The sequence below is a fragment of the Achromobacter xylosoxidans genome, from assembly GCF_002192695.1.
GTDB classification, from domain to species: domain Bacteria; phylum Pseudomonadota; class Gammaproteobacteria; order Burkholderiales; family Burkholderiaceae_B; genus Achromobacter; species Achromobacter xylosoxidans_C.
In genome coordinates, this window is sequence record NZ_MTLG01000058.1 from 108,944 (window position 1) to 134,364 (window position 25,421).

At 66.4% G+C, this 25,421-nt stretch carries 25 protein-coding genes and 2 pseudogenes; 23 read left to right on the top strand and 4 right to left on the bottom strand.

What is annotated here, in order from left to right:
- The first annotated feature begins 40 nt into the window (after nt 1-40).
- The 20 genes and pseudogenes from BRO63_RS09915 to BRO63_RS34445 all read left to right on the top strand — a co-directional run.
- Nucleotides 41-442: a Zn-ribbon domain-containing OB-fold protein gene (locus BRO63_RS09915; RefSeq protein WP_088139606.1), complete on the top strand. Its 402-nt coding sequence runs from the start codon at nt 41-43 to the stop codon at nt 440-442.
- Complete coding sequence (locus BRO63_RS09920; RefSeq protein ID WP_088139608.1) at nt 439-1,611, top strand: thiolase; 1,173 nt, start codon at nt 439-441, stop codon at nt 1,609-1,611. The genes BRO63_RS09915 and BRO63_RS09920 overlap by 4 nt, the downstream gene beginning before the upstream one ends.
- A 59-nt stretch (nt 1,612-1,670) precedes the next feature.
- Nucleotides 1,671-2,360, top strand: coding sequence for a 3-oxoacid CoA-transferase subunit A (locus BRO63_RS09925; protein ID WP_088139609.1), 690 nt, complete (start codon nt 1,671-1,673; stop codon nt 2,358-2,360).
- Nucleotides 2,347-3,015, top strand: a complete 669-nt coding sequence (locus tag BRO63_RS09930; RefSeq protein ID WP_088139611.1) for a 3-oxoacid CoA-transferase subunit B — start codon at nt 2,347-2,349, stop codon at nt 3,013-3,015. Before BRO63_RS09925 ends, BRO63_RS09930 begins: the two co-directional genes overlap by 14 nt.
- A gap of 32 nt (nt 3,016-3,047) precedes the next feature.
- Nucleotides 3,048-4,592, top strand: a complete 1,545-nt coding sequence (locus BRO63_RS09935) for an acyl-CoA carboxylase subunit beta (protein ID WP_088139613.1) — start codon at nt 3,048-3,050, stop codon at nt 4,590-4,592.
- Between the two features lie 10 nt (nt 4,593-4,602).
- Complete coding sequence (locus BRO63_RS09940) at nt 4,603-5,970, top strand: ATP-binding protein (protein ID WP_088139661.1); 1,368 nt, start codon at nt 4,603-4,605, stop codon at nt 5,968-5,970.
- Nucleotides 5,967-6,179: an acetyl-CoA carboxylase biotin carboxyl carrier protein subunit gene (locus tag BRO63_RS09945; protein WP_088139614.1), complete on the top strand. Its 213-nt coding sequence runs from the start codon at nt 5,967-5,969 to the stop codon at nt 6,177-6,179. The genes BRO63_RS09940 and BRO63_RS09945 overlap by 4 nt, the downstream gene beginning before the upstream one ends.
- Before the next feature lie 42 nt (nt 6,180-6,221).
- Nucleotides 6,222-7,247, top strand: coding sequence for a Bug family tripartite tricarboxylate transporter substrate binding protein (locus tag BRO63_RS09950; RefSeq protein WP_088139616.1), 1,026 nt, complete (start codon nt 6,222-6,224; stop codon nt 7,245-7,247).
- A 62-nt stretch (nt 7,248-7,309) separates the two neighbouring features.
- The gene (locus BRO63_RS09955) at nt 7,310-8,230 is read left to right on the top strand and encodes an SDR family oxidoreductase (RefSeq protein WP_088139618.1); all 921 of its coding nucleotides are present in this window, start codon (nt 7,310-7,312) and stop codon (nt 8,228-8,230) included.
- A 45-nt stretch (nt 8,231-8,275) separates the two neighbouring features.
- Nucleotides 8,276-9,124, top strand: a complete 849-nt coding sequence (locus BRO63_RS09960; protein WP_088139620.1) for a MaoC/PaaZ C-terminal domain-containing protein — start codon at nt 8,276-8,278, stop codon at nt 9,122-9,124.
- 383 nt (nt 9,125-9,507) lie between these two features.
- Nucleotides 9,508-9,773: pseudogene (locus BRO63_RS34440) on the top strand (hypothetical protein).
- Nucleotides 9,770-11,188, top strand: coding sequence for a pilus assembly protein TadG-related protein (locus BRO63_RS09970; RefSeq protein WP_088139621.1), 1,419 nt, complete (start codon nt 9,770-9,772; stop codon nt 11,186-11,188). The pseudogene BRO63_RS34440 and the gene BRO63_RS09970 overlap by 4 nt, the downstream one beginning before the upstream one ends.
- 32 nt (nt 11,189-11,220) lie before the next feature.
- Nucleotides 11,221-11,802, top strand: coding sequence for a pilus assembly protein (locus BRO63_RS09975; RefSeq protein WP_256943270.1), 582 nt, complete (start codon nt 11,221-11,223; stop codon nt 11,800-11,802).
- A 71-nt stretch (nt 11,803-11,873) separates the two neighbouring features.
- Nucleotides 11,874-12,593: a hypothetical protein gene (locus BRO63_RS09980; RefSeq protein ID WP_256943271.1), complete on the top strand. Its 720-nt coding sequence runs from the start codon at nt 11,874-11,876 to the stop codon at nt 12,591-12,593.
- Complete coding sequence (cpaB, locus tag BRO63_RS09985) at nt 12,590-13,447, top strand: Flp pilus assembly protein CpaB (protein ID WP_088139625.1); 858 nt, start codon at nt 12,590-12,592, stop codon at nt 13,445-13,447. Before BRO63_RS09980 ends, cpaB begins: the two co-directional genes overlap by 4 nt.
- The gene (locus BRO63_RS09990; RefSeq protein ID WP_088139627.1) at nt 13,444-14,814 is read left to right on the top strand and encodes a type II and III secretion system protein family protein; all 1,371 of its coding nucleotides are present in this window, start codon (nt 13,444-13,446) and stop codon (nt 14,812-14,814) included. The genes cpaB and BRO63_RS09990 overlap by 4 nt, the downstream gene beginning before the upstream one ends.
- Entirely contained in the window at nt 14,811-16,505 is a 1,695-nt protein-coding gene (locus tag BRO63_RS09995) for an ATPase, T2SS/T4P/T4SS family (RefSeq protein WP_088139629.1), read from the top strand. Before BRO63_RS09990 ends, BRO63_RS09995 begins: the two co-directional genes overlap by 4 nt.
- Nucleotides 16,502-17,347, top strand: a complete 846-nt coding sequence (locus tag BRO63_RS10000; protein ID WP_088139631.1) for a type II secretion system F family protein — start codon at nt 16,502-16,504, stop codon at nt 17,345-17,347. Before BRO63_RS09995 ends, BRO63_RS10000 begins: the two co-directional genes overlap by 4 nt.
- 14 nt (nt 17,348-17,361) lie before the next feature.
- Entirely contained in the window at nt 17,362-18,234 is an 873-nt protein-coding gene (locus BRO63_RS10005) for a type II secretion system F family protein (protein ID WP_088139632.1), read from the top strand.
- 122 nt (nt 18,235-18,356) lie between these two features.
- A pseudogene (locus BRO63_RS34445) lies at nt 18,357-18,467 on the top strand (DUF192 domain-containing protein); the annotation flags it as partial.
- A 6-nt stretch (nt 18,468-18,473) separates the two neighbouring features.
- On the opposite strand, the gene BRO63_RS34450 reads toward BRO63_RS34445, so the two are convergent.
- On the bottom strand, nt 18,474-19,277 hold the full coding sequence (locus tag BRO63_RS34450; protein WP_256942832.1) for a BPSS1780 family membrane protein: 804 nt from the start codon (nt 19,275-19,277) through the stop codon (nt 18,474-18,476).
- A gap of 65 nt (nt 19,278-19,342) precedes the next feature.
- Nucleotides 19,343-20,311: a homoserine kinase gene (locus BRO63_RS10020; RefSeq protein WP_088139635.1), complete on the bottom strand. Its 969-nt coding sequence runs from the start codon at nt 20,309-20,311 to the stop codon at nt 19,343-19,345.
- Nucleotides 20,312-20,496: 185 nt separating this feature from the next.
- On the opposite strand from BRO63_RS10020, the gene dusA reads away from it, so the two are divergent.
- On the top strand, nt 20,497-21,513 hold the full coding sequence (gene dusA, locus BRO63_RS10025; protein WP_088139637.1) for a tRNA dihydrouridine(20/20a) synthase DusA: 1,017 nt from the start codon (nt 20,497-20,499) through the stop codon (nt 21,511-21,513).
- Nucleotides 21,514-21,543: 30 nt separating this feature from the next.
- Here dusA and BRO63_RS10030 read toward each other — a convergent pair whose 3' ends face one another.
- Together BRO63_RS10030 and BRO63_RS10035 are read right to left on the bottom strand one after the other, a co-directional pair.
- Nucleotides 21,544-22,002: a CBS domain-containing protein gene (locus tag BRO63_RS10030; RefSeq protein WP_054458582.1), complete on the bottom strand. Its 459-nt coding sequence runs from the start codon at nt 22,000-22,002 to the stop codon at nt 21,544-21,546.
- A gap of 38 nt (nt 22,003-22,040) precedes the next feature.
- On the bottom strand, nt 22,041-23,354 hold the full coding sequence (locus tag BRO63_RS10035; protein WP_088139639.1) for a YihY family inner membrane protein: 1,314 nt from the start codon (nt 23,352-23,354) through the stop codon (nt 22,041-22,043).
- Nucleotides 23,355-23,371: 17 nt separating this feature from the next.
- On the opposite strand from BRO63_RS10035, the gene BRO63_RS10040 reads away from it, so the two are divergent.
- Together BRO63_RS10040 and BRO63_RS10045 are read left to right on the top strand one after the other, a co-directional pair.
- The gene (locus BRO63_RS10040; RefSeq protein WP_088139641.1) at nt 23,372-23,743 is read left to right on the top strand and encodes a DUF2069 domain-containing protein; all 372 of its coding nucleotides are present in this window, start codon (nt 23,372-23,374) and stop codon (nt 23,741-23,743) included.
- Nucleotides 23,740-25,227, top strand: a complete 1,488-nt coding sequence (locus BRO63_RS10045; protein ID WP_088139642.1) for a protein adenylyltransferase SelO — start codon at nt 23,740-23,742, stop codon at nt 25,225-25,227. The genes BRO63_RS10040 and BRO63_RS10045 overlap by 4 nt, the downstream gene beginning before the upstream one ends.
- Nucleotides 25,228-25,421 lie beyond the last annotated feature (194 nt).

The window sequence follows — 25,421 nt, forward strand, 5'->3', positions numbered from 1 at the left end:
ATGTTGGCAGGTTCAGAAGACGACACGACAGGAGGCATGGGTGGAGATCCAGAGCAGTGCGCAGGCAGTAGACGGACCCGAGCAGACTTATCTAGATGGCCTGGCGGCGGGCCGGTTTCAGATCCAACGCTGCGCCGATTGCAGTCAGGCGGTGTTCTATCCGCGCTGCGTATGCCCCCATTGCGGCGGTGCGGCATTGGATTGGTTCAGCCCCACGGGAGAAGGCGTGGTGTACGCCAGCACCACCGTGTATCGCAATGTGGAGCAGGGCGGCGATTACAACGTCTGTCTCGTGGACCTGCAGGAAGGCGCGCGGATGATGAGCCGTGTCGCGCAGATCGCGCCGGCGCAGGTGCGTATCGGCATGCGCGTCAGCGCCAGGATCGTCGGCGACGGCGAGGCCGCGCAAGTGGTCTTCGTGCCTTCGGGAGCTGGGCTATGACGCTGCGCGACTTGAGAGGCAAGACTGCGGTGGTCGGCGTGGGGCAGGCCGGACTGGGACAGGCGCGCGGTCACACAGAGCAGGAAGTGCTGGCGCAGGCCGCCATGGCTGCGATCGCAGATGCCGGCCTGAGCCTGAAGGACATAGACGGCATCACGACCTGCAGTTCCCTGTCGCCCATGTGGGCGATGTCGGTCGTCGAGTATCTAGGCATACGCCCGACCTTTCTGGATAGCACCATGATAGGCGGTTCCAGCTACGTGGCGCATCTGCTGCCGGCGATGCACGCGCTGGCGTCCGGGCAATGCAACGCGGTCCTGGTCTGCTACGGCAGCACCCAGCGCACCGCCAAATTCAACCGCGCCGATCTGACGCGCGTGCGGAAATCGATCGACCCGCAGCCTTACGAAACGCCTTATGACCCGCCCTTGCCGGTGGCGGCCTACGCCTTGGCCGCGAACCGCCACATGCACCAGTACGGCACCACGCGCAAGCAATTGTCGGAAGTGGCGGTGGCCGCGCGGAAATGGGCGCAATTGAACCCGGAAGCCTCCATGCGCGAACCGTTGTCGCTGGCGGATGTCGAGGCGGCGCGTCCTGTCTGCGAGCCCTTCACGGTGCGCGACTGCTGCATGGTCAGCGACGGCGCTGGCGCCTTCGTGCTGACGCGCTCGGATCGGGCCCGCGATTGCGCCAAGCCGCCGGTGTACGTCATGGGCAACGCGACCGCGGTATGGAACCGGCAGGTTTCGTCCATGCATGACCTGACGGTGACCGCGGCGCTCGAGTCGGGCAAGCGTTGCTACGAGATGGCCGGCGTCTCCGCGAAGGACATGGACCTGGCCATGCTGTACGACGCCTTCACCATCAACACCATCCTGTTCCTGGAAGACCTGGGTTTTTGCGAGAAGGGCGAGGGCGGCGCGTTCGTGGACCAAGGGGCGATCGCACCCGGCGGGCGGCTGGCGGTCAATACCAACGGCGGCGGCCTGTCTTGCGTGCATCCGGGCATGTACGGCGTGTTTCTCATGGTGGAGGCCGTCAGGCAGTTGCGCGGCGAGTGCGGCGCGCGCCAACTGAAGGATCCGAACCTGGCCCTGGTGCACGGCAACGGCGGCACTTTGTCCAGCCAGTCCACCGCGATCCTGAGCGCGCTGCCTGCGCTCTGACCGTCCAACAAGTCTGCGGCGGGGGCGGCGCGGCCGCGTCCGCCGCCATGGGGTAAGTAATGTTGAACAAGATCGTGCCTACTTTGGAGGCAGCCGTGGCCGGCGTGGCGGACGGCGCCACGCTGCTGATCGGCGGGTTCGGCGCGTCCGGCGTGCCAACGGAATTGCTGCAGGCGCTGCTGGAGACTGGCGCGCGCGAACTGACCATCGTTAATAACAACGCGGGCAATGGCGAGCCGGGCTTGAGCCAGTTGATCCGCGCGGGCAGGGTGCGCAAAGTGATTTGCTCCTTTGCACGCTCCTCGAATCCCAAGAAGCCCAACGCCGCGGCGTTCGGCGAATGGTATGCGGCGGGCAGGATCGAACTGGAGGTGGTGCCGCAAGGCACGCTGGCCGAACGCTTGCGTGCCGCCGGCGCGGGCATGGGACCGTTCTTCACGCCCACCGCCTATGGGACGCGGCTGGCGCAAGGCAAGGAAACGCGCGCCATCAATGGCCGGGGTTATGTGCTGGAAGAGCCGCTGCCGGGCGATGTGGCTTTCGTGAAGGCCCAGTACGGCGACAGCGCGGGCAATCTGACCTACCGCTACGCCAGCCGCAACTTCGGGCCTGTGATGTGCATGGCTGCGCGGCTGACAGTGGTCCAGGTCGACCAGGTGGTGCCTCTGGGGGCGCTGGCGCCGGAGCAGGTCATGACGCCCGGAATTTTCGTTCAACGCATCGTCGAGTGTCCCAATGAGCATCAATAGCCTGTCCCGCGAACGCTTGGCGCAGATCGTTGCCGACGACATTCCTCCTGCCTCCTACGTCAACCTGGGCATAGGCATGCCAACCTCGGTGGCCGACTACCTGAAGCCCGAGCGCGGCGTGGTGCTGCACAGCGAAAACGGCATCCTGGGCATGAAGGGCCTGCCGGCGGGCGCCGCGGTCGACAGGGATCTGCTCAACGCCAGCAAGGAGCCCGTCGCGCTGGATATCGGGGCCTCGATCACCGACCACGTGGTGTCCTTTTCGATGATGCGCGGCGGCCATATCGATCTCACCGTGCTGGGCGCCTTCCAGGTATCGGCCGAGGGCGATCTGGCCAACTGGGACACGGGGCGCGCAGACTCGATCCCGGCGGTGGGCGGGGCCATGGACCTGGTGGCGGGCGCGAAGCGCATCTTCGTGATGATGCAGCACGTGGACCGCGATGGCCGGCCGAAGATCGTGCCCGAATGCACCTATCCCCTTACCGGCAAGGCCGTGGTCGATCGCATCTACAGCGACCTGGCAATCATCGACATCACGCCGGATGGACTACGGGTGCGGGCGATGGTGCGGGGCCTGGATTTCGCGGCGCTGCAGGCGCGGACCGCGGTGGACTTGAAACTGGACGATGCGTGGATCGAACTGGCGCCCTGAATTTCAGGCCGACGCCGTCATGGGAGGAAGTAATGAGCTGGACGCAGGAGTTGGACGAACTGGCACGCCGCAAGGAGTTTTCCTTGGGCATGGGGGGTGCGGAGAAGGTGAAGCGTCAGCATGACGCGGGCAAGCTGGACATCCGCCAGCGGATCGAACGGCTGGTCGATGGCGGGTCGTTCGTCGAGGTGGGAGGACTGGCCGGCAGCGGCGAGTATGACGAACAGGGCCGCCTGGTCCACGTGATGCCCTCGAACGTGATCATGGGACGCGCGGCGCTGGGCAGCAAGAACGTCGTGGTCGTGGGCGACGATTTCACCGTGCGCGGCGGCGCCAACGACGGCGCCGTGGGCGACAAGATGATTTACGCCGAACAGATGGCGTTCGACCTGCGCATTCCGCTGGTGCGCCTGATCGACGGCACGGGCGGGGGCGGGTCGGTCAAGAACATCGAGAAGATGGGGCATGCGCTGCTGCCGAAGATGAAGATCTGGGCCTATGTGGCGCGCAACCTGGCCCAGGTGCCGGTGGTGTCGCTGGCCCTCGGATCGGTGGCGGGCCAAGGGGCGGCGCGCGTTGCCGGCAGCCACTACTGCGTCATGGTCAAGGACACGTCGCAGCTGTTCATCGCGGGGCCGCCGGTGGTGGCCAAGATCGGCCAGAACCTGGGCAAGAATGAATTGGGGGGGAGCGCGATCCACACGCGCAATGGCGTGGTGGACGACGAGGTGAGTTCCGAGGATGAGGCCTTCGCGGCCGCCAGGCGCTTTCTGTCGTATCTGCCCGCGTCCGTGCACGAGCTTGCGCCCAGGGGCGAGGTCCCGGCCGTGGCGGCGGAGCAGGACTGGCTGCGCACGGCCATTCCGAAGGACACGCGCAAGGTCTACAAGATCCGGCCGATCTTGGACACCTTGTTCGATCCGGGCAGCGTGTTCGAAATCGGCCGGCATTGGGGCAAGGCCATCGTGGGCGGGCTGGCCCGGGTGGATGGCTGGCCGGTGCTGTTCGTCGCCAGCAATCCTTATCACTATGGCGGCGGCTGGGACCGGCACACCGCCGAGAAATTCACCCGCCTGGTCGACCTGGCCGAAACCTTCCACCTGCCGGTGGTGAACATGGTCGACATCGCGGGTTTCCAGATAGGCCTGGAAGCCGAGAAGGACGGCGTGATGCGCGCCGGCGTGCGGGCGCTGACGGCGGTCGCGCAGTCGACGGCGCCGTGGTTCTCGCTGATCATGCGGCGGGCCTTCGGCGTGGCCGCGGGCGGCCATCAGAATTCCAGCCGCTTCAATTTCCGCTATGCCTGGCCATCGGCGCAATGGGGCTCGCTGCCGATCGAGGGCGGCCTGGAGGTGGCGTACCGGTCCGAGATCGAAGCGGCCGCCGACCCCGAAGCCAAGCGCGCGGAAATCGAGGAAAGAGTCCGCGCCCTGACTTCCCCCTTCCGCAGCGCGGAGGCCTTCGTCATCGAGGACATCATCGATCCGGCCTGCACGCGTGCGCGCCTGGTCGAGTTCGCCAATCTGGCCGCGCCGCTGCGCCAGCCCGGCATGATGGCCACCGGATACCGGCCTTGAGGGGATGCAGATGAAGAAGATCCTGATTGCCAACCGGGGCGCCGCCGCCGCCCGCATCTTGCGCGCCGCGCAGGCGCTGGGCCTGCGGTCCGTGGCGGTGTACTCCGAGGCCGATGCCGACCTGCCGTATGTGCGCCAGGCGGATGAGAGCTTTTGCATCGGGCCGGCGCCGGCACGGGCCAGTTATCTCAACCAGGACCTGCTGCTCGAGGTCATGGCGCGTTGCGGCGCTGATGCGCTGCATCCGGGCTACGGATTCCTGTCCGAGAACGCGCAGTTCGCGCGCAGGGTTGAAGAGGCGGGGCACTGCTTCATCGGGCCTTCGTCCAAGTGGATCGAGGTGCTGGGCAACAAGGCCAGCGCGCGCGAGTTGATGCAACGGCATGGCCTGCAGGCAGGCGGCAGCACGGGCATCCTGCCGCGCAATGACATGGCGGCGGTACGCCAGGCGGCCGAGGCGCTCGGCTATCCGGTGCTGATCAAACCCGCAGGCGGCGGCGGGGGCATAGGGATGATCCCCGTCCATGATCCCCTATCGCTGCCCGGCTGCTGGGAACGCGCCAGCGGCATGGCCGAAAAGGCGTTCGCCAATCCCGCCCTGTACCTGGAGCGATTCGTGCCGTCGCCGCGGCATATCGAATTCCAGTTCCTGGCGGACAGGTTCGGCAACGTCCTGTCCCTGTTCGAACGGGATTGCTCCACCCAGCGCAGATACCAGAAAGTGATCGAGGAAGCGCCGGCGCCGGCCATCGACCGCCAGGCGGTCGCCGGCATGGCCGAGCGGCTGTCGGCCATCCTGGGAGAGATCGGCTACGACGTCATCGGTACCGTGGAGATGCTGTACACGCCGGGCAGCGGCTTTTCGTTCCTCGAGGTCAATACGCGGCTGCAGGTCGAGCACGCCATCTCGGAAGCGGTCACCGGCGTGGACATCGTGCAGGCGCAGATCCGTCTGGCCGCGGGTGAAAAGCTGTCCTCGGTGATTGGCGGGCAGCCTGCCGTGGCCGGGCACGCGATCGAGGCGCGCGTATATGCCGAGGATCCCGTGCGCTTCCTGCCTTCGCCGGGCGTGCTGAAGACATTCGAGCTGCCGCAGCCGCGTCCCGGCCTGCGGATAGAGACCGGCTACGCGCCGGGCAACCGGGTTTCCAGCCACTACGACCCCATGGTCGCGAAGGTCATCGCGCATGCGGCTGATCGCGCCGCCGCGATCCGCGAGCTGAGCGGCGCGCTGGGCGGCATGCGGGTAGAGGGCATCAAGACCAACATTCCGATGATTCTTCAGGTGCTCGCGTCGGAGCGGTTTCAGGCCGGCGCGATGACCGTCGACGGCTTGCAGGAAGTGATTTCAACAGAGTCGGTAAAGGAGCTGGCATGAAAAAAATAGTCTCCAACGTGGCGGGCCGCGTGGTCGCGTGTTGCGTGGAAGAGGGCGTGCAGATTCAGGCGGGCGACGAGGCGTTCAAGGTCGAGTCCATGAAGATGGAGATCCCCGTTGAAAGCGAGGCAGCAGGCCGTATCGCCAAGGTGCTGGTGGCGGTCGGCGATGAAGTGGAGGAAGGGCAGGATCTTGCTGTGCTGGATTGAGGCGCACCGCCTCTGAACCTGGATAAGAAAAGCGAGGAGACTATGTTCAAGACAATCAAAAAAGACGCGCCCGCAGCCATTGCGCGCAAGCGTCCCCTGAAGGTCCTGGCGCTGCTGGGATGGGCAATCCTGCTGGGCGCTGGCACGGCTGGCGCGCAGACGGCGCAGGGCTTTCCCAACAAGCCGGTGACGATAAACGTGCCGTTCTCGGCGGGCGGCACCACCGACATCCTGGCGCGCGTGATAGGCCAACGCTTGAGCGAGCGCTGGGGCGTGTCCGTGGTGGTCGAGAACAAGCCCGGCGCCGGCGGCAACATCGGCACCGCGCAGGTGGCGCGCGCCGCGCCGGATGGCTACACGCTGGTGATGGGCACGATAGGCACGCACGCCATCAATCCCAGCCTGTACAAATCCATGCCCTACGACGCGATCAAGGATTTCGCGCCGATCACGCGTACCGCCATGGTGCCCAACGCCCTGGTGGTGCCCAAGAACGCGCCATACGACACCGTCAAGGAGCTGATCGCCTATGGCCGCGCCCATCCGGGGAAGCTCACCTTCGGCTCTTCCGGACATGGCAGCACGCTGCACATGTCCGGCGAGACTTTCAAGATGATGACCGGGGTCGACATGGTGCATGTGCCCTACAAGGGCAGCACGCCGGCGGTGACGGACCTGCTGGGCGGCCAGATTTCGATGATCTTCGACAACCTGCCCTCTGCGCTGCCGCACATCAAGGCGGGCCGGCTGAAGGTGCTGGCGGTGACGTCGGCCCAGCGCAGCGACCAGCTGCCCGACGTGCCCACCGTGGCGGAAGCCGGCGTGCCCGGCTACGAGGTCGTGTCGTGGTTCGGCCTGTGGGCTCCGGCCAAGACGCCGGACGACGTCGTATCGGAGATCAACAAGCAGGTGGTCGCCATCATTCAGACGCCCGACATGCAAAAGCAGATCCGGGACCAGGGAGCGGTGCCCAATCCCGACACGCCCGCGGAGTTCGCCGCCTTCATCGGCAGCGAAGGCAGGAAGTGGGCCGAGGTGGTGCGCCGCGCCAACGTGACGACCGAGTAGGCAATCGACAGCACCGGGCCTGCCGCATGCAGCCGGCAGGCCCGTTTTGAGGAGACACAGGCATGGAACGCATGATGGAAGGCAAGGTAGTGGTGGTGACCGGGGCGGGCGGCGGCATCGGCCGCGAGGTGGCCCTGCAACTGGCGGCCGAGGGCGCCAGGGTCGTGGTCAACGACATCGGGGTGGCGCTCAATGGCGATGATCTGTCCGCTGCAGTGGCGCCGGCGGACGCCGTCGTGGCCGAGATCCACGCCGCGGGCGGCGTGGCCGTCGCCAGTTTCGATTCGGTCGCGACGCACGCGTCCGCCAATGCCATCGTCCAGTGCGCCATGGACCAGTTCGGACGCATCGATGGCGTGGTCAACAACGCAGGCAACCTGCGCGACCGCTCCTTCCACAAGATGAGCGAGGAAGAGTGGCGCGCGGTCATCGCGGTGCATCTGGATGGCACCTTCTTCGTCAGCCGGGCCGCGGCCACGCACTTCCGCGAACAGGAGGGCGGCGCGATGGTGCACATGACCTCGACCTCCGGGCTGATCGGCAACTACGGCCAGGCCAATTACGGGGCGGCCAAGCTGGGCATCGTGGCCTTGTCCAAGATGATTGCGCTGGACATGGGCCGCTATGGCGTGCGCTCCAACTGCATCGCCCCGTCGGCCTGGAGCCGCATGACCAGCTCCATCCCCACCGACACGCCGCAGCAGCGCGACCGCGTCGAAAAGCTCAAGAAGATGGAGGCGGGCAAGATCGCGCCGATGGCCGTGTATCTGCTGAGCGATGCCGCGCGCGAAGTCAGCGGCCAGATATTCGCGGTGCGCGCCAACGAAATCATGCTGATGAGCCAGCCGCGACCCTTGCGTTCCGTGCACTTCAGCGACGGCTGGACGCCGCAGCGCATCGCCGAGGTCGCCATTCCGGCGATGCAGAAGCACTTCTATCCCCTGGAACGCTCGCCCGACGTGATGAGCTGGGATCCGATCTGACCCCCGGGTCATGGATGTGTCTTCGAGGCAAAGCGGAGGAGCGTCATGCGCTTGAGCTATGAGCAGCTGTTGAACCATGAACTGCCTGAGATCAGGCAACGCTGTACGGCGCGCGACGCCATGCTGTACGCGCTATCGGTGGGCCTGGGACAGGATCCCGTGGATGCGTCCGACCTGGCCTACGTGGGCAGGCAGCACGATCCGCTTGTGCTGCCCTACATGGCCGTGGTCCTGGGCTATCCGGGCTTCTGGCTGAACGCGCCGGATATCGGAGCCGATACGGTGCGGCTGCTGCACGGCGAACAGGGCATGGAACTCTTCCATCCCATTCCCGCCGCGGGCGAGCTGATAGGCAAGACCCGCGTCGTGGAGGCGGTGGACAAGGGCGAAAAGGGACTGTTGCTGTATTCCGAAAAAACGTTGACGGATGCCGCCACGGGACGGCTCATCGCGCGGACTTCCGCGACCCACGTGCTCAGGGGCGATGGCGGCATGGCGAACGCCGGGAGGCAGGCGCGCCCGGCGCACACCATGCCCGGTAGCCCGCCGGACTGGACCGTGCAGGTGCGCACCCGGCCGGAGCAGGCGTTGGTGTATCGGCTCAATGGCGACTACAACCCGCTGCACAGCGACCCCCAGGTTGCCCGGGCCGCGGGATTTCCGCGGCCCATACTGCATGGCCTGTGCACGTTTGGCATGGTGTCGCACGCCGTTGCCAGACGCTTGCAGCCCGCGGCGCAAGGGGCGGTGCGTGCCGTGTCGCTGCGCTTTTCGGGGCCGATGTATCCCGGCGAGACGCTGAGCGTGGACGTCTGGCGGGACGGGTCCTTCCGGGCGAAGGCCATGGAACGCGACGCGGTCGTCATCGACAACGGGGTGCTGCGGGTTGCCTAGGAAGGGGGCGGGGATGGCGGCCAGCTTCCGGGCCGCATTCCCGAGGACGACGCGCATTTGCGCGCGGCAAAATGGAAGAGCGCCCCAGCTCAAGGTGAGTCTGAGGCGCTCCTGCCCGGCTTCGCACGCGATGGGTGTCAGACAGCCCGGCAACTCAAATCTACTGCTGAGCCATAGGTCCGGCAATAGGGAAAACCCTTGAATATTAAAGGGTTACAAGATTCGTGCCTCCCGCGCGGCGGCTGGCCTGCGCTGGCCGCCGCCGCAGTCCGTCAGCTGTCAACGGACCCGTGACCACTTTAGCCGCCTCGGCATCCGCGAATGGCGAGGCCGGGGCCGGACGCCGACACTGAAGCCTGTCTTCACAGTGTCGGAGAACGGATATGTCAGGGTTGCGGAAGCGTCAGTTGGGACAAGGCATGACCGAATACATCGTGGTCGTGGCCTTGGTCGCGGTGGCCGCCATTGCGGTGTATCAGTACTTCGGCCAAGTGGTGCGGTCGCAGACCGCCGCCATGGCTCGCGAACTTGCCGGCGAGGACGGCGGCGCACAGAGCCGTGCGGCGCAACAGGCCGCACAGAAAGCGCGGCCCAGACCAAGGCCCGTACGCTCAAGTCCTTCACCGGCAACGCCACGGACGCGAAGTGACTACGCTTTCTTGCGCATCGCCAGTCCAACAGCGGGGCCAGGCGCTGGTCCTGGGCCTGCTGATGGCGGCGGCAGGGGGCATCTCCCTGGTCGTTCTGTACAACCTGGGGCAGACCGTGGGTGCGCGCCAACGGCTGACGCATGCCGCGGACGCGGCGGCGTATAGCGGGGCGCTGGAACAGGCGCGTGCGCTCAATGCCCTGGCCTACATCAACCGGACGCAGATCGCGCATCAGGTCGCCATGGCGCATCTGGTCACGCTGGCTGCGTCCGCGCAGTATGCCCGCACCATGCAGGCACAGCGCAGCCGTGGCAATCCGCCCGCTGGCCTGATCGCCATGCTGTTCGGCCCCGATGTGGGGGCGGCTTACCAAACGGCGCGGGCCGTGCCCGATGCCGAACAGCGGCTCGCATCAGCGTTTGGCGAGCATGACCGAGTGGTCCACCAGGTCCTGGAAGCTAGTGCGGCGTCCGCTGTCGCCGGTCTGGCGGCTTCGCGCGAGCGCATCATGAACAAGGTGTTGTCCGCCAATCTGTCGGACGACGCCCCGGCGTCCGGCGCCGGCGCTGCGACTGGCCGGGGCGCGAGCCTGCGGCTGCTGACCGATGGCTGGCCCGGCTACGTGGCGCGCCGGCTGGCCACGCGGGCAGCCGGCCTGCGGCCCGCGGTAGAACAGGCGGTGCAACGCCATGGTTTTCTCAACAGCCGCAACGCCACGCGCCGCAATCCTTGGATGGTCCGTCCGCTGTGCCCCTTGCATCGCCATGAGCTGCGCCGCCGCGGCTACACGTGGCTGGGGCCGGACGGACGCTGGGGCGCTCTTGATACGCAGTCCTACCATGCGCTGCGCTTCAACCGCTGGCGGGGCTGCTACTTCCGCGAGTACGCCATGGGCTGGGGCACGGCGCAGGGCCAGAAGATCAAGGCTCCCGAAGGTCTTGAGTACGTCGATGAGCCTCCGCTAGATTTTTCCGACCAGGATTTCTGGCGCTGGGTGGAGCTGTCGACGAACTGGGATCTGCTCAAGGACATCAGCAATCCCATGGCCAATTCGTACGCCATGGCAGCCGCCCAGCGCTGGCCGGGCCGGGGCCTGCCGGCTTATCGCGACATCGCCTTGCCGCGCAGCGGCGAGCCCCTGCGCTTCGCGGTGGCCGTCCGGCTTGTCGGTTCTTCCTTGAAAACCACGGATGCGGACAGCGCGGTCCGGGCGCCCTTGGGGCGATTCCGCTATGCCGCCCTGGGGCCGGAGGACGCTGTCACGGTGACCTCGGCGGCCGAGACCTACTTTGCACGGCCGGAGCGCCGTGCCGATGGCCGGGATGAACTTGCCACGCTGTTCCGTCCTTACTGGCAAGCGCGCTTGTCCGCCACTACCGCTGGCGAGGCCGCGCAGGCAAGGCGGGCGCCATGAACCGGATACTCACCCGGCAGCAAGGGCAGGCCTTGATCGAAGCGTTGCTGATGCTGCCGCTGCTCGCCCTGCTGCTTTGGGCGGGCTCCTGGATAGGCGGATTGCAGTTCGCGGCGCTGGAAACGGCACAGGCCAGTCGCAAGGCCGCGATGGCTGGCGCATTGGGACAACCCATGCAGAACCAGCACGCGCCGCGGGGCATGGCGCTGTCGGGCAAAATCGGGACGCTGTCCGGTATCGCGCCGTCGCAGGTTGCTGCCTTGCAGGACGAATGGTTCGGCGTGGATCTGAGGCTGCTGTCGGCGACCGCAAGCACCGCCCGCCTTGATCATGACAGCGCGGCCTGGCTGCACATCACTCGCCGCACGCAGGTGGCAAGCGGCGCCGGATATGCGCACGGCGATGCCGATACGCAGCGTCGCATCGCCCGGGCGCCCACGTCCTGGCGCAAGGCGGAAAGCGCCTCGCTGGCTGAGGCTCGGCGCTTGAAGCCTGTCGTCGATCGCCTGGACGGGCCGTGGCGCAGGCCTGGCCTGTCGCTGGACTGGCTGTCCCAATGGGCGGATGTGGTGCCTGCGGACCGGCTCGCCAGCAGCAAGGGGGCGGGAAAATGACCGGATTGTGCTTGTCGGCATCTTCTGCTGGTCTGGCTGCGCCTTGGGGAAGCGGTTGGCGGACCCTGGCCATGGCACGGACCCTGCGCCTGTTGCTCGCTGGCGCTCTGGCTGTGGCGGCCGTGGGCTGGCGCAACGTCGTCGCGGGACAGGATCTCGCGGCCGAGGGCGGAAAAGCCGGGACTGCCGGCAGGACCACGCCCGGCGTCACCGCGCTGGAGGCCTTGCGGTTTCCCGCGGGTTCGCAGCGCGGCCTGCTGGCGGAGAGCATCTGGCTGCATGGCATCCCGGCGCGGGTGCTCATATTCGACACGCCGCTCACCACGCCCGAACTGATCCGCTACCTGTCTGCCCAGCAGCCCGCGCTGGCCGACCTCAACGTGTTGTCCGGCCAGGCCATTCTGTCCGGCCAGGTGGGGCAGGAACGATGGGTCGTCCAAATGGAAGGACTGGGCGCACGCCGAACGGTCGGCAGCATTTCGGCGGTCAGCCTCCTGGCTGCGCCGGACAGCCCGTCGCCTGCCTGGCTCCTGCCTGGCGCGCGTCTGAGACTGGACGTAGCGGTGATGGAAAACGGCTTGCGGGTTTCCGAGAGCATCTGGCAATACGCCTTGCCGCCCGGGCAGTTGGCTCCGCTGCTGGAGGAGCGCCTGTCCCGGCATGGCTGGCGCCGCGTGCCGGCGTCCGAGGAGTCGGGTCATTGGTGGGTCCGCCCGGGCGCGCGCATGCGGCTGTCGCTGGTGCCGCTGGAAGGCGGCAGCGGGCTGCTGGTCAGCGGCAGAACGCCATGATGAACTGGCTTACCCATGTCCTGCAGCGCCTGCGCAGAACGGGTGTGTATGCCATCGCGCTGATCGCGGGGCTTGTGTCCGCGTGGGCGGTGCGGGAGCACGTGCAGCAGCGGGTCCAGGCGCTCGAGGCCGAGGCGCGTACACCCATGGTCAGCAGGCTGGTCGCGGCGTATGACCTGCCCGCCGGCACGCAGCTCGAAGAAATGCATCTCGCCGTGCGCGAGATTCCGCAGCCATGGGCTTCGCGGGCCAGCATCGACCCCTTGGATCTATCCAGCCTGCTAGGCGCCACCTTGCTGGCCGATGTCGCCAATGGTGAACCCTTGCTCCGGGGGCATCTGACGTTCACGGCGCCGGCGCCGGCCCTGGCGTCCCGCCTGCATAGGGGGCAACGCGCGTTGACGGTGGCGGCGGCGGACCTGGGCGGCCTGGCGGATGTGCTGTGCGTGGGCGATGCCATTGATATCTACGTGAGCTTTGCCCATCGCCAGCGGGAACTGACCGTGCCTCTTTTGCAAGGCATGCGTGTGCTGATGGTCGGGGGCGAAGCCGATGGCGAAGGCAAGGGCGGCAACATCACCTTGGCTGCGACGCCCGAGGAGGCGATGCGCTTCGTGGCGGCGCGGCAGAGCGGGGCGCTGACCGCCATGCTGCGCCATCGCGACGATGCGGCAGTAGTCAGCGGCGCAGTCCAAGGCGACCTTGCTTCGTTGATAGGGTTGGACTCGGGGCCGTCAACCGCGCCTGGCGTGACCATCCTGTACGGCGATCGGCTGGAGTCCAGGATAGGCGAGGGTGCACCAGATCTGGCAGCGGCTGTCCGGGAGACCGGATTCAAGAAGGAACGGCCATGAAGCATACCCTCGTCAAACTGTTCACCCTGGGGCTCTGCCTGCTCAGCCACGCTGCGTGGCCGCAGGACGAAGTGATCGAACTTCAGGTGGGCGAAACGCGAATCCTGTCGCACCCTGGAGTCAAGCGCGTGGCGATAGGCAATGGCCAGGTAGTCGGCGCCATCGAGACCGAAGGGCGCGAGGTCGTGGTGTTCGCTCGCGCCGAGGGCGTGTCGTCCATGCATGTCTGGGCGAATGGTGGCCGTGCCAAGGCCTATGAACTGAGGGTCGTGCCTGCCGGGGCGCCGCGCCTGCGGGCCGAAGTCGAGGCCTTGCTTGCCCGCATCCCCGGGGCGCGCAGTACCGAGGTGGGCGGCCGCATCCTCATCGAGGGCGACGACCTTTCCGATGACGACCGTTTGCGCATCACGGCGCTGGCGGACCGCTATCCCGCCGTGCTGGACTTCACCGGGCAAGTGGGCTGGGATCGCATGGTGCAGCTGGACGTGCAAGTCGTGGAGATCCCCACCTCAAGGCTGAGAGATCTAGGCGTGCGCTGGGACGGGCTGTCCCAAGGTGGCATCAATGCCGGCCTGGCCTGGGACGCCGGGTCACGGGGGCGCATGAGCCGCCCGGGAGAAGGGATCATCGAAACGGTGGGGCCGGCTTCGTCGGCGGCCGGCTACTTCGGCGTCAACGCCCTGTTGTCGTCCCGCATCGCGATGCTGGCTCAAAGCGGCGAAGCCGTCATGCTGGCCCAACCGCAATTGCTCGCGCGCAGCGGCGCCAGCGCTACCTTTCTGGCCGGCGGAGAGGTCCCTTACTCGTCGACCGACACGCGCGGCAATTCGAACACCTTGTTCAAGCCCTACGGCGTCATGCTCAGGATTACTCCTCGCGTCGACCGCAACGGAGTCATCCGGTCCCTGATCGAGGTAGAGGCGAGTTCGGTGGACAACGCGCTGAGCGTGCCCGGCGGGCCGGCGTTGCGCACGCGCCGCGCCTCCACCGAATTCAACGTGCGGTCCGGCGATACGCTGGTCATCGGCGGTTTCCTGTCGCGCGAGCGGGACGAAGAAGCCGACGGCCTGCCATGGCTGAAGGACATTCCGGTTCTGGGCGCCTTGTTTTCTTCGCGCCGATATCAGTTGCGGGAAACCGAGCTCGCCATATTCGTGACACCCAAGCTCATTACGCAGGCCGAACCTTCCATGGCGGACCGTGTGCGGCGGGGGCGGGGCGTGCTGGAGGCGGCTTTTCCCGTGCCGCCGCGCCTGGGAACGGCGGTGCCCGCCGCGGCAGGATGGGATGCCTACTCGGGTGCGGGTTCGCAGTGGGGGACGCCACAAGACGATGCCCCGATTTCTCTACCGGAAGCGAGGCCATGATCGACATAGAAATGATGTTCGAGGACGCCACCGTGCACCGATCGACGATGGCCCCTCCGGTACTCATCGGACGTGGAGCCCATTGCGGGCTGCGCATCGTGAATTGGCGGGTGGGGCGTCAGCATGCGCGGCTGTCGCGGGAGGAATCCGGGATCGTTCTCGAAGACCTGGGCACGCTGGGGGGAACCTTGGTGAACGGCGAGAGGATCGTGCGCCACGCGCCAGTACTGCCCGGCGACGAAATACTGATAGGGCCTTGCCGACTGCGGGTGTCGCTGACGTTCATCCCGGAGCAGGCCGCGCTATCGAGCGCCCCGACGTCTGACGGCGCCGCAAGCGATGGCGCAGCAGCGCAGGAACCGCCGATGCTACCCGCGCCGGCGACGTCGTTGCCGCTACGCTTGCCGCAACATCGGTTGCAGGACCGCCGGCGCCTGCATGCGGCTCTGCTGGCGGCGCTGGATTTGCGCCGGCGCGACGTGGCGGGCATGAGCGACGTCATGCTGCGAGCCGAGGCCGAGCGGCTGCTGACGCACATCGTCGCTACCGACGCCGACTTGCCCGCGGGCGCCGATCGGGCCGCGCTTTGCCGCGAGGTGCTGGACGAAGCGGTTGGCCTGGGACCTCTGGAGCCCCTGCTCGCCGCCGCGGACATCACGGAGATCATGGTCAACCGCCATGACGAGGTCTACGTCGAGCGTGGCGGCCGTTTGTCACGTCATCCGGCAGCCTTCACCAGCGAGCAATCGCTGCGCTGGGCCATCGAGCGCATCGTCACGCCATTGGGGCGGCGCATAGACGAAAGCTCCCCCATGGTGGATGCCCGTCTGGCTGACGGATCCCGGGTGCACGCCATCATTCCGCCGGTGGCCCTTAGGGGGGCGAGCCTGACCATACGCAAGTTTCCGTTGCGTCGCCCGGGGATGTCCGATCTGATCGCGGCGGGTTCTCTGAGCGGCTCCATGGCGCAATTCCTGGCGCTCTGCGTGAGAGTGCGCAGGAACCTGGTGGTATCCGGAGGCACTGGGGCTGGCAAGACGACGTTGCTCAACATCCTGTCCAACGAGATTCCCGATGGCGAACGCGTGGTCACCATCGAAGACGCGGCGGAGCTGCGCCTGAACCACGATCATCTGGTGGCGCTGGAGGCGCGGCCCGCCAACCAGGAAGGGCGCGGGCGTATCGACATCCGCGAACTCGTGCGCAATGCGCTGCGCATGCGGCCAGACCGGATCGTGGTGGGCGAGTGCCGTGGGCCGGAGGCGTTCGACATGCTGACCGCCATGAACACCGGCCACGAGGGATCCCTGACGACACTGCACGCCAACTCGCCTCGCGATGCGCTGGGGCGCCTGGAATCGATGATCCTGATGGCTGGCCTCGACCTTCCTCTGACGGCCGTGCGCGAACACATCGCGGCCAGCGTGGACATCGTGGTGCAGCAGGCCAGGCTGGCCGACGGGCGGCGCGTGGTGACGTCGATCGCGGAGATCGCCGGCATGGAAAGCGGGCGCATACAGCTCCAGGACCTTTTCCGATACGACCGCGTCCGGGGCTTTACGGGCTGTGGCGCCTTGCCCGGTTTTGCGCGCGAGGGGGCACAGGCCGATGAGGCCATTGACCCCGCCTGGTTCTCCAACACAGAGAAGGCGGGGCCGGGAATTGCTGTTTTTTCGCAAGGTACGCCATGATCTGGCTGGCGGCGGGGGCCGCCATGATCTCCGTGCTGCTGCTGGCGTGGCGCGCCCAGAGCTGGTTTGCGCCGGCGCTGCGCCGCTACCGCGAGGTCTACACCCAGGAGGCGGGCTTGCGCCTGAGCGAGGTGTTCCTGTTCATAGACCCGGCCCAGTTGTGGGCAGGCGCCGTGGCTTGCGCCGCGATGGCGGCAGGACTGGCTTTTGCCGCGACGGGCAGCGGCCTTGTGGCCGCCTTGGCTGCGGCGTTCGCTTCGCGATTGCCTCGGGCGCTTGTGAACGCGCTGCGGCGCCGACGCGCCAGGCGGTTTGAGCAGCAATTGCCGATGGCGCTGTTGATGCTTGCCTCCGCCCTGCGAGCGGGGGTGGCATTGACGACCGGCCTGCGCCACGTCGTCGAGCAGAGCGGCGCGCCCTTGGCCCAGGAGTTCGGCTTGATGCTGCGCGAGCAGCGCATGGGAGTCCCATGGGATGCCGCGCTTGAGAACCTGCGCGACCGCATGCCGGCCGATTCGATCGCGCTCGTCGTGGCGGCCATGCGCATCGCGGCGCAGACGGGCGGCAATCTGGCCGAGGCGCTCGAGAGCATCGCCCAGACCCTGCGTGCCCGGCTGCAGTTGCAGGCAAAGCTGCTGGCGCTGACCTCACAGGGGCGATTGCAGGCATGGATCGTAGGGGCCCTGCCCCTGTTGCTGCTTGCCGTGCTGGATCGCCTGGAGCCGGACATCATGGGCTTGTTGTGGCATACGCCCGTGGGTTGGGGCGTGCTGGCCATCGTGGCGGTACTGGAAACCGTGGGCATGCTGCTGATCCGGCGCATCATCCGGATCGATATCTGAGGGGAGCGGGAGCGATGTGGCTGTACTTGAGTCTGTCGATGGCTGCGCTGGCCGCGGGGTGGCTGGCGTGGGTGGTCTTGAAGCCCTTGCTGCTGGACCGCCAGGGCGCGTCGTCGGCCTTGCCGTGGTGGTGGCGCGCGGCCTGGCCCTGGGTCTCGGCGGTGGCGCCCCTGGCGGGACCATTGTGCACCTGGCGTTGGCGCATCCGGCTGACTCGCGCGATCGAGCGGGCGGCACTTCCTGCGGGCATCAGCTACGCACATGTGGCGGCGCTGTGCTGGAGCGCGGCGGTGGCCGCCGGTGGGCTGACGGCGACGCTGGTCATCGTGTTGGCGCAGGCGCAGCCCTGGGGGTGGATCCCATGGACGCTAGTGTCCGCCCTGACGGCCGGCGTCGCGCCAGGACTCTGGCTGCGGAGTTTGAGCGTCAAGCGGCGGCGCAGCATCGAACGCGACCTGCCCTTCGTGTTCGACATGATGACCTTATGCGTGGAGGCGGGGCTGAGCGTGCACGGGGCCTTGCAGATGGCGGCGCAAAGCGGGCCGCCAGGCGTGTTGCGCGACGTGCTCGCCGACGCGCTGGCGGAGATGCGCGCGGGAGTCTCCAGGACGGCGGCGATCAAGGCCCTGGCGGAGCGCAGCAACAGTCCGCTTGCGCGCAACTGGGCCGCGGCCTTGGCGCAGGCCGAAGCGCTCGGGATAAGCCTGGGGCCGGTGCTGCGCGCGCAGGCGGCGCAAAGCCGCGGCGATCGCCACTTGCGGGCGGAACAACAGGCGATGCAGGCTCCCGTGAAGATGCTGCTGCCGCTGATAGGCTGCATCTTTCCCTGCACGTTCATCGTGCTGGCCTTTCCGGTCATGGTGCAATTGCTGCAGAGCGTGCAATGAAGAACGGCCAGCCGGCGCCGCCGCGGGGCAGGATCAGACTGCTCAAGGTCGCCAACTGCTGCGGCCGCGCGCGCGGCTTGCTGGGACGCAAGCCGCCTGGACCGAGGTCCGGCATCCTGTTGATGCCTTGCGCCGCGGTGCATACCTTCGGGATGCGTTATGCCATCGACGTGGCATTCATATCGCGGCGGGGGCAGGTGCTCGCGATGCGCAGGGCGCTGGCGCCCTGCCGCGTGGCGCTATGCCTGGGCGCTGTTGCCGTCGTCGAGATGCGCGCCGGCGTTCTCGATGCCGAACACGGAGGTATAGGCAGGATAGAAGCTGCAGTACAGCACGCCACCCGCGGCGATATTGAAGGGAATCTGCAGCGTGCCGGCGAGCTGCGGCGACAGGCCGATGGCGACTAGAAGGCCGGCGCAGAGGTCGATGAAAAGAAACACCAGGATCCAGGTGGCGCCGTAGACCAGGAAGGGCAGCTTGTTGCGCCAGCAGGCGATGCCGGAGAAAAACAGCGCCTGGGCCAGCCGCAGCCCATGCCAGGCGACCAGCACGGGGGCGTGCCAGAACAGCGCCGCGATCACGACGTATACGATCGCGAACAAGGTCAGCGGGACGGCCATGGCGGACAGGATGGGTTCCATGGACTTTTCCACGGAGGCGATGCGCATGCCTTCAACCATGGCGTCGGTGAACGGCAGGAAAATGATCAGGCCGGTCGCGATGCACAGCGCCGCGTACAGCAGACCCATCAGGAACAGCTTTCTGAACACGCCGGGCTGCTTGAGCGGTTTGGCCCACATCGAGGGCAGCATGACGCGGTCGGCTTCGACATGCTTGCACGCCGATAGCGTCATCAGCGTGATGATGGGCATCAGCGCCACCACCAGTATGGGTCCGACCGGCGGCGTCGCGGTGGCGAAGATGACCAGGAGGCTGATGGCCATGGCCCAGGTGAACATGGCCAGTGGTTGCTTGCGGAACAGACGGAAGCCGTCTCGGACCCATTGCCAGCCGGATGACGCGGGTAGGAATGCTGCTTGCATGGCTATTTAAAGGGGGTGATCTCTCAAAAAGGGACGCGCTATCCCCATTATGGGGGGAGCAACGGTTACGGCAATATTGGCAGACCTGGGCGGTGGCGCGCTTGCAACACTCTTTCGAAATGCCGGGGGTCGTGCGGTTTGAGGGTTTGCGCCGGCCGCGGCAGGAAAAAGTCGTACAGGCGCGATATCCAGAAGCGCAGCGCGGCGGCGCGCAGCATCTGTGGCCAGACCTCGCGCTCGGCGTCGGTGAAGGGACGCACGGCCGCGTAGGCAGCCAGCCAGGAATCGACCAGTTCAGGCACGAACTCGCCCGTCTCGCGCTCGATGCACCAGTCATTGACGCTTACCGCCACGTCGAACAGCCAGGTGTCGCAGCCGGCGAAGTAGAAGTCAATGATGCCGCCCATGAGCGGATCCTCGAAGGTGCCGGCAAACAGGACGTTGTCCCGGAACAGGTCGCAGTGCGCCGGGCCGGTCTGCAGCGCCTGCCAGGCCGGCGTCGCGGCGGCGGCCTGTTGGTCGGTCAGTTCCGACGACAGCAGCTGAGCCTGGGCTGGTTCCAGGAAGGGCATGACCTTGGGGGCCGTTTCCAGCCACCAGGACAGTCCGCGCAAATTGGGCTGGTGCAGCGGGAAGTCGCGCGCCGCCAGGTGGGCGCGGGCCAGGGTGGCGCCGGCCAGGGCGCAATGCGCCACGCCGGGGGCGGGTTCGTAACCGCCGGGCAGGCGCGAAACGATGGCGCAAGGTTTGCCGTGCAGGGTCGTCAGGCGGGTGCCGTCGCGCAGGGTCTGGGGCCGGGGCACGGGAATGCCGCGCTCGGCCAGGTGGTACATCAGCTCGATATAGAACGGCAACTGGGCCTGCGTCAGCACCTCGAACAACGTCAGCACGTATTCGCCGCGGGTCGTGTACAGGAAGTAGTTGGTATTCTCGATACCGGCCGTAATTCCCCGAAGCGAGACAAACTCGCCCAGATCGAAATGCGCCAGTAGGGCGCGAGCGTCGTCTTCGGAGACTGGGGTGAATACGGCCATTGATGTGCGGAATCTAGGAGTTAACGGACGCGCGCGCATGCCTGTTTTGGCTGCGGCGGCGCAATTTTAGACCACAAGGCGGGCAGACCTGGCCGCGGTTCGGCGCAGAGTCCGGAGCCGGCGGCCGGACACAAAGCCGCCAAGCACCGTAAAATACCGCATCCCCTTGTTTTGTAGAGTGATTCTTGGACTCCCCCGACTGGCGGCTGTGCGTCGCCCCGATGATAGATGTGACCGACCGCCATTGCCGCTTTTTCCATCGGCTGCTGGCGCCGCGCGCACGCTTGTACACGGAAATGATCACCACCGGCGCGTTGCTGCATGGCAATGTCGAGCGCCACCTGGACTTTGACGAAGCCGAGCATCCCGTGGCCCTGCAGCTTGGCGGCAGCGAGCCCGATGCGCTGGCGCATTCGGCCCGGCTTGGCAAAAAGTGGGGGTACGACGAGATCAACCTGAATTGCGGTTGCCCGTCGGAGCGGGTGCAGAAGGGCGCGTTCGGCGCTTGCCTGATGGCGGAGCCGGCCCTGGTGGCCGATTGCATGAAGGCCATGCAGGATGCCGTGGATATCCCGGTCACCGTCAAGCATCGGCTAGGCCTGGATTATGAAGAATCCTATGAGTTTGTCCGTGACTTCGTCGGCAAGATCTACGACACGGGCTGCCGGGTGTTCATTGCCCATGCCCGCAACGCGGTGCTCAAGGGCCTGACGCCCAAGGACAACCGCGAGATTCCGCCCCTGCGCTATGACGTGGTGCGGCAATTGAAGCGCGACTTCCCGGATTGCACCTTCGTGCTCAACGGCGGTCTGGCGGACGCCGAGCAGTCCGTGCGCGCCGCAGGCGATTTCGACGGCGTCATGCTGGGCCGGGCCGCCTGGCACACGCCGCGGGTGCTGTCGGAAGTCTCCCTCCAGCTGTGGCCGTCGCTGCGGTTGCCCAGCGACGCGCAGGTGGTGGACGCCATGATGGAATATGCGGCGCGGCAGGTTGCGCGAGGCGTGCCGCTGCGAGTGATGACGCGGCCCATGCTGGGGCTGGTGAATGGTCAGTCCGGTGCGCGCCGCTGGCGCCGCATGCTGTCCGATCCGGCCCTGCTGGCCGCGAACAACCCTGAACTGATCTACGACGCCTGGCGCAGCCAGCGGCATGCGCCGGATATGCGCGGCGCCGCGATTGAAGCGGCGCCGGCTGGGGTGTGACGGCAGGCCAGCGTGGCTGGCCTGCGGGACTCAGGACTTGGCCGGCTCGGCGCTTTCCGTGGGCCAGTCGCGGATGTAGGCCTTCAGCATGTTGTTTTCGAACTGCTGGGCAGCCACGATGGCCTGGGCCATGTCATAGAACGAAATGACGCCCATCAGGGTGGGGCCGTCCATGACCGGGATGTAGCGCGCGTGCTTTTCGAGCATCAGGCGCTGCACCTCGTCGGCGCTGGTGTTGGGCGACACGCTGACCGGGGCATCGTCCATGATCGAGCGGATGGTGGTGTCGCCGGCGCCGCCATGCGCATGCATGTGGCGGATGATCTCGCGGAACGTGAGCATGCCGGTCAGCGTCCCGAATTCCATGATGACCAGCGAGCCTATGTCCTGCTCGCTCATTGTTTGCACGGCCTGGGACACAGGCATATCGGGCGACGCCGTATAGAGCGTATCGCCCTTGACGCGCAAAATCTCGCTGACCTTCAACATCGGTTCCTCCTGGGCGGTTTGCGCCCTAATGCTATTTGCTAATTCTTTTTCGCTTCCAGTTGCAGTACGGGAGCGATTCCATTTTCGGTATTTTGCGCTTCTCCGCAGACTTCTTCCAGCGTGGGCGCATTTTGCTGGGAAATCACGGCCGAGGCGACTCGCAATATTTCCGGGTCATTGCGGACCCTTGGCTGGCCGCGGTCCAGCAGAAAACGGTCCACCACCGGTTCCATCGAGGTTTTCCGGGCGTCGCAGGTCAGCACCCAAAGGCCTTCGGGGCTGCGCGTCGCCAGTCCCATTTCAGCCAGCGTTTCCAGGACTCCGTTCAGTTCGTCCTGGTGCAGCCGCAATTGCGCGGCCAGGAGATTGGCGGGCAATCCCGGCGGATTGGCCGTCTGCGCTTGGCGCAGCGCGCGCAGCGCGTCCACGGCGTCCACGAAGGGCGCGCCCGGATAGCGGTTGATTTCCCAGCGGCCCAAGCGGATCAGCGGCGCGCTGGATGCCAGGATGGCTCCCAGCAGCACGGCCAGCCACGACAGGTAGATCCAGAGCAGGAAAATCGGCAGGGTGGCGAACGCGCCGTAGATGACGGTATAGGTGGGAAAACGCGTCAGGTAATAGGCGAACGCCGACTTCATGATTTCCAGCACGATGGCCGTCACGCAGCCGCCAACCAGGGCGTCGCGCCAGAGGACCTCGCGGTTGGGCACCATGACGAACAGCGCGGCGAAACCGAGAGCGGTCAGCACCAGCGGGATGAACGACACCGCGACGCTGACGGCTTCCGGCACGTCCCGCACCAGGCCCAGCGATTCGCGCGCCACGAATGAGGTCGCCCAAAGGCTGGCGCCGGCCACTACCGGTCCCAGCGTGATGATGGCCCAGTACACCAGCGCGCGCTGCCGCAGCGGGCGCTGGCGGGTCACGTGCCAGATGTCGTTGAACGCCTTGTCGATCGTCATGATCAGCAACAGCGAGGTGATCAGCAGGAACACGCCGCCGATGGCGGTCAGGCGCGAAGCCTGGCGCGCGAACTGGTTCAGGTAGTCCATGATGTTGTCCGACACGGACGGCGGCATCAGGCTGTTGGTCAGGAAATCCTCGAGCGCGACGCGGAATTCCTGGAACACCGGAAAAGCGGTGAACAGCGACAGGACCACGGCCAGCATGGGCACGATGGCCAGGACGGTCGTGAAGGTGAGGCTGGACGCGACTTGCAGCAGTTTCTCTTCGCCGGCGCGTTCGGCGCTGAAGCGCATGACGCGTCCGGCCCTCGCGATCCATGAAGAGCGCGGGGGCGAATGCTCGGTGGCCGCCGGCGTGGTGGCGGCAGGCTCGGCAGGGCGATTCATCAGGCGATAATAGCAGCATGAACCCTGAACTCAACCCCCGCTTGCGCCTGTTGGCCTCGGTTTCGCTATTCGCCCTGATTGTGCTTTGCGTCACCTGGGAAACCGTGGTGGCGCCGGTGCGGCCGGGCGGTTCCTGGATGCTGCTCAAGGCCCTGCCGCTGGCGTTTCCCTTGCGCGGCGTCCTGCGCGGCAATCTCTATACCTACCAATGGGCCTCGATGCTGTCGCTGCTCTACCTGATGGAGGGCGTGGTGCGGGCCATGTCGGATCCTGCTCCGCTGTCCGCGCTGATGGCCTGGGGCGAGATCCTGTTGTCGACCATTTTTTTCCTTAGCGCCATTTTCTACGTGCGGCCCGCCAAGCGGGCGGCCAGGAGGCAACGCGCATGAGCGCCCATACGCTACGCGATCTGCGCGTCGTCAATTCCTTTGCCGCATTGCCCGCGGCGTTCTACACCCGGCTTGCGCCCCAGGCTCTGAACAATCCCCGTTTGCTGCACGGCAATGCGGATGCGGCCGAACTGATCGGCCTGGACCCTTCCGTCCTGTCCACGCCCGAATTCCTGAGCGTGTTTTCCGGCGCCCAGCCGCTGCCGGGCGGCGACACGCTGGCGGCGGTCTACAGCGGCCATCAGTTCGGCGTCTGGGCCGGCCAGTTGGGCGACGGCCGCGCCCACCTATTGGGCGAGGTCGAGGGGCCGCGGGGCAATTGGGAACTGCAGCTGAAGGGCTCGGGCATGACGCCGTATTCGCGCATGGGCGACGGCCGCGCGGTGCTGCGCTCGTCGGTGCGCGAGTACCTGGCCAGCGAGGCCATGCACGGGCTGGGCGTGCCCACGACGCGCGCGCTGGCGCTGGTGGTTTCCGACGATCCTGTCATGAGGGAAACCGTGGAGACGGCGGCCATCGTGACGCGCATGTCCCCCAGTTTCGTGCGTTTCGGCTCTTTCGAGCATTGGTCGTCGCGCCGCCAGCCCGATATGCTGAAGACGTTGGCGGACTACGTCATAGACCGCTTTTATCCGGAATGCCGGGAATCAGGGACGGGGGAGTCCTCGAGCGACGTGACGCCCTATATCAACCTGCTGCGCGCCGTCACGCGGCGCACCGCGCTGCTGATGGCGGACTGGCAGGCGGTGGGTTTCTGCCACGGCGTGATGAATACCGACAATATGTCCATATTGGGGCTGACGCTGGACTATGGCCCCTACGGTTTCATGGATGGTTTCCGCCTGGGCCATGTCTGCAATCACTCTGACTCGGAAGGGCGCTATTCCTGGAACCGCCAGCCGTCCGTGGCCCTCTGGAACCTTTATCGCCTGGGGGGCAGCCTGCACGCGCTGGTGCAGGATGTTGAAGGCCTGCGGGCCGTTCTGGACGAATTCGAGGCGGTTTTCACGCGCGCTTTCCATGACCGCATGGGCGCCAAACTGGGTTTGGCCGCATGGCGGCCGGCCGATGAAGCGCTGTTGGATGACCTGCTCAAGCTGATGGACGCCAATCAGGCTGACTTTACGCTGACCTGGCGGCGCCTTGCCGACGCCTTGTCGGGCCAGCGCAGGGCGTTCGAAGACCTGTTCATCGATCGGCCCGCGGCGGGGGCCTGGCTGGATCGGCTGGTGGAGCGGCATGCGCAGGACGGCCGGCCGGTGCAGGATGTCACCGCAGGCATGAATCGCGTCAATCCACTCTATGTGCTGCGCAATCACCTGGCGGAAGAGGCGATCCGGGCGGCCAAGGCGGGCAGTGCCGGCGAAATCGACACCCTGATGAAGCTGCTGCGCAACCCCTACGAGGCCCAGCCCGGACATGAGCGCTATGCGGCATTGCCGCCTGATTGGGCCGGTAGCCTGGAGGTCAGCTGCTCGTCTTGATATTGGCCGCCAGCCGTACGAACCAGAGAATGCGAAAGCGATTTTCCCGGGATTTACGGGAAAATAACCATTTGGACAAGGAATATCGCAGTTTTTTTCATTGCAATCATTCGTTTCCATTGTAAAAGACGTAAGATTGTCGCCAACGGAATACCCGGGACTCTGCGTCCGCGGGGCATTTGTCGATAATCTTC

Excerpts from the sequence above, each read along its gene's own strand:
- BRO63_RS10040 (WP_088139641.1), top strand. The coding sequence starts at position 23,372 with ATGAACCCTGAACTCAACCCCCGCTTGCGCCTGTTGGCCTCGGTTTCG.
- BRO63_RS09990 (WP_088139627.1), top strand. The coding sequence starts at position 13,444 with ATGAAGCATACCCTCGTCAAACTGTTCACCCTGGGGCTCTGCCTGCTC.
- BRO63_RS10000 (WP_088139631.1), top strand. The coding sequence starts at position 16,502 with ATGATCTGGCTGGCGGCGGGGGCCGCCATGATCTCCGTGCTGCTGCTG.
- BRO63_RS10030 (WP_054458582.1), bottom strand. The coding sequence starts at position 22,002 with ATGTTGAAGGTCAGCGAGATTTTGCGCGTCAAGGGCGATACGCTCTAT.
- BRO63_RS09955 (WP_088139618.1), top strand. The coding sequence starts at position 7,310 with ATGGAACGCATGATGGAAGGCAAGGTAGTGGTGGTGACCGGGGCGGGC.
- BRO63_RS09960 (WP_088139620.1), top strand. The coding sequence starts at position 8,276 with ATGCGCTTGAGCTATGAGCAGCTGTTGAACCATGAACTGCCTGAGATC.
- BRO63_RS10045 (WP_088139642.1), top strand. The coding sequence starts at position 23,740 with ATGAGCGCCCATACGCTACGCGATCTGCGCGTCGTCAATTCCTTTGCC.
- BRO63_RS09920 (WP_088139608.1), top strand. The coding sequence starts at position 439 with ATGACGCTGCGCGACTTGAGAGGCAAGACTGCGGTGGTCGGCGTGGGG.
- BRO63_RS09935 (WP_088139613.1), top strand. The coding sequence starts at position 3,048 with ATGAGCTGGACGCAGGAGTTGGACGAACTGGCACGCCGCAAGGAGTTT.
- BRO63_RS10035 (WP_088139639.1), bottom strand. The coding sequence starts at position 23,354 with ATGAATCGCCCTGCCGAGCCTGCCGCCACCACGCCGGCGGCCACCGAG.
- BRO63_RS10020 (WP_088139635.1), bottom strand. The coding sequence starts at position 20,311 with ATGGCCGTATTCACCCCAGTCTCCGAAGACGACGCTCGCGCCCTACTG.
- BRO63_RS10005 (WP_088139632.1), top strand. The coding sequence starts at position 17,362 with ATGTGGCTGTACTTGAGTCTGTCGATGGCTGCGCTGGCCGCGGGGTGG.
- BRO63_RS34450 (WP_256942832.1), bottom strand. The coding sequence starts at position 19,277 with ATGCAAGCAGCATTCCTACCCGCGTCATCCGGCTGGCAATGGGTCCGA.
- BRO63_RS09930 (WP_088139611.1), top strand. The coding sequence starts at position 2,347 with ATGAGCATCAATAGCCTGTCCCGCGAACGCTTGGCGCAGATCGTTGCC.
- BRO63_RS09940 (WP_088139661.1), top strand. The coding sequence starts at position 4,603 with ATGAAGAAGATCCTGATTGCCAACCGGGGCGCCGCCGCCGCCCGCATC.
- cpaB (WP_088139625.1), top strand. The coding sequence starts at position 12,590 with ATGATGAACTGGCTTACCCATGTCCTGCAGCGCCTGCGCAGAACGGGT.
- BRO63_RS09980 (WP_256943271.1), top strand. The coding sequence starts at position 11,874 with ATGGCACGGACCCTGCGCCTGTTGCTCGCTGGCGCTCTGGCTGTGGCG.
- BRO63_RS09950 (WP_088139616.1), top strand. The coding sequence starts at position 6,222 with ATGTTCAAGACAATCAAAAAAGACGCGCCCGCAGCCATTGCGCGCAAG.
- BRO63_RS09995 (WP_088139629.1), top strand. The coding sequence starts at position 14,811 with ATGATCGACATAGAAATGATGTTCGAGGACGCCACCGTGCACCGATCG.
- BRO63_RS09925 (WP_088139609.1), top strand. The coding sequence starts at position 1,671 with ATGTTGAACAAGATCGTGCCTACTTTGGAGGCAGCCGTGGCCGGCGTG.
- BRO63_RS09945 (WP_088139614.1), top strand. The coding sequence starts at position 5,967 with ATGAAAAAAATAGTCTCCAACGTGGCGGGCCGCGTGGTCGCGTGTTGC.